This is a genomic window from Rathayibacter tanaceti (assembly GCF_001634385.1).
Classification (GTDB): domain Bacteria; phylum Actinomycetota; class Actinomycetes; order Actinomycetales; family Microbacteriaceae; genus Rathayibacter; species Rathayibacter tanaceti.
The window spans coordinates 1-1,472 of record NZ_LIIN01000250.1 but is presented as its reverse complement, the minus strand read 5'-3'; the positions used below and the strand labels follow the sequence as shown (position 1 = coordinate 1,472).

The window sequence follows — 1,472 nt, the reverse complement described above, 5'->3', positions numbered from 1 at the left end:
GGACCCGGGCGCGGGCACCCCGCGGCGGCGAGCGGCGCGGGCGGAGGCGGGACCGTACGATCCCGGGCGAGAGGTCGCGCCAGGCAGGGGCGATGAGGGACACCCACAGAACGAGACCGAGCAGACCGAGCAGCAGGTCGACGGTGACGACGCCGACGAGCGAGTGCGTCGACTGCCGGCCGACCAGCCCCGGGAGGTACATCCCGATGTCGGGCACCATCGCGCCGATGGCCACGGCGGCGACGGGGATCCGCCCGTTCGAGAACGCGAGCGCGACGACGGCGTGGCTCAGCGTGAAAGGCATGTCGGCACGCTATCCCGCCGGCATCGGCGCGCGTCGGCCGGTCGCGAAACGTCGGTCAAGGGCCCGTCAGGGGGCGGAGTCGGCACGCTCCGATTCCGGCCGGGGCTTCTCCTCCCGGCGGGAGGCGGTGCCGGCCATCCCGAGGAACACGATCCCCAGTGCCAGGAACGCCGGCCAGATCGCCGTGCCTGCGCCGGCGAAGCACATCCCGGCCACGAGGAAGAGCCCGCCCGCGATCCAGTTCCCTCGGCGGGCGGCCTCCTCGACGGGGGTCCGACCCGCTGTTCCGGCGTTCTGCGCGCCGCTGTCGTCTGCCTGCACCATCCGACGACTCTAGGTGAGGCGCCCGGCCCGCCGCCTCCCCGTCGCAGCGGAGGCGGGCGCTCGGAGAGCTCTGAGCGCGGCGACCGTAGAATCGCACGGAAGTCCGGCCCTCCGGGCCCAGAAGCGACGGATCGGAGCGGATGTGCGGAAGGCGTTCGCGATCCTCCGCCTGGCCCTCGCCGGGCTCGGCGCGATCGGACTGGTGGGCGACTTCTTCTACACGCTCGGGTTCCGCGCGTTCCAGATCGACAACTTCTTCGCCTACTTCACCACCCAGTCGAACATGGCCGGAGTCGTCGTGCTCGGCCTCTCGGGGCTGGTCGCCCTGACGCGCGAGGAGGAGCCGCGCCGGCTCAGCACCGTCAGGGCGCTCGTGCTGACGTACATGGTGGTCTCGGGCATCGTGTTCGCGCTGATCGCGGTCGAGGCGAACAATCGCGGTGTCCGCGTCGACGTGCCCTGGTCGAGCGCTCTGCTGCACTTCGTGATCCCGAGTCTGGCGCTCCTCGACTGGGTCCTCGGGCCGGGCCGACGCCCGGTGGCCTGGCGCGGAACGCTGACCGTGCTGGGTTTCCCGATCGTCTGGGGCGTGCTCACCCTGGTGCGGGGCGCCCTGATCGGCTGGTACCCCTACTTCTTCCTCGATCCGGCGCAGGTCGCCGGCCCGGTGATGTTCGTGCTCTACGACGTCATCGTCCTGAGCCTGATCTCGGGGATCGCCGCCGTCGTCCTGGCGCTGAGCCGGGTGCGGCCGCTCGGCGCGGCGCCTGCGGCGGAGTGGCGCGGCCCGCTGGCCCGGCTCCGCGAGCTGGTCAGCCGGCGGCGAAGGGCTCGAGCGCCGACT

3 protein-coding genes are annotated in these 1,472 nt (G+C 72.6%); 1 reads left to right on the top strand and 2 read right to left on the bottom strand.

Annotated elements, in window-relative coordinates:
• Together ACH61_RS15420 and ACH61_RS15415 are read right to left on the bottom strand one after the other, a co-directional pair.
• Window positions 1-304 (bottom strand): DUF4184 family protein (locus tag ACH61_RS15420; RefSeq protein WP_169809835.1); only part of this gene is annotated, 304 nt, incomplete at its 3' end.
• Window positions 305-370: 66 nt separating this feature from the next.
• Window positions 371-628, bottom strand: a complete 258-nt coding sequence (locus ACH61_RS15415) for a hypothetical protein (RefSeq protein ID WP_068213756.1) — start codon at window positions 626-628, stop codon at window positions 371-373.
• 142 nt (window positions 629-770) lie between these two features.
• On the opposite strand from ACH61_RS15415, the gene ACH61_RS15410 reads away from it, so the two are divergent.
• Window positions 771-1,472 (top strand): Pr6Pr family membrane protein (locus tag ACH61_RS15410; RefSeq protein WP_068213753.1); only part of this gene is annotated, 702 nt, incomplete at its 3' end.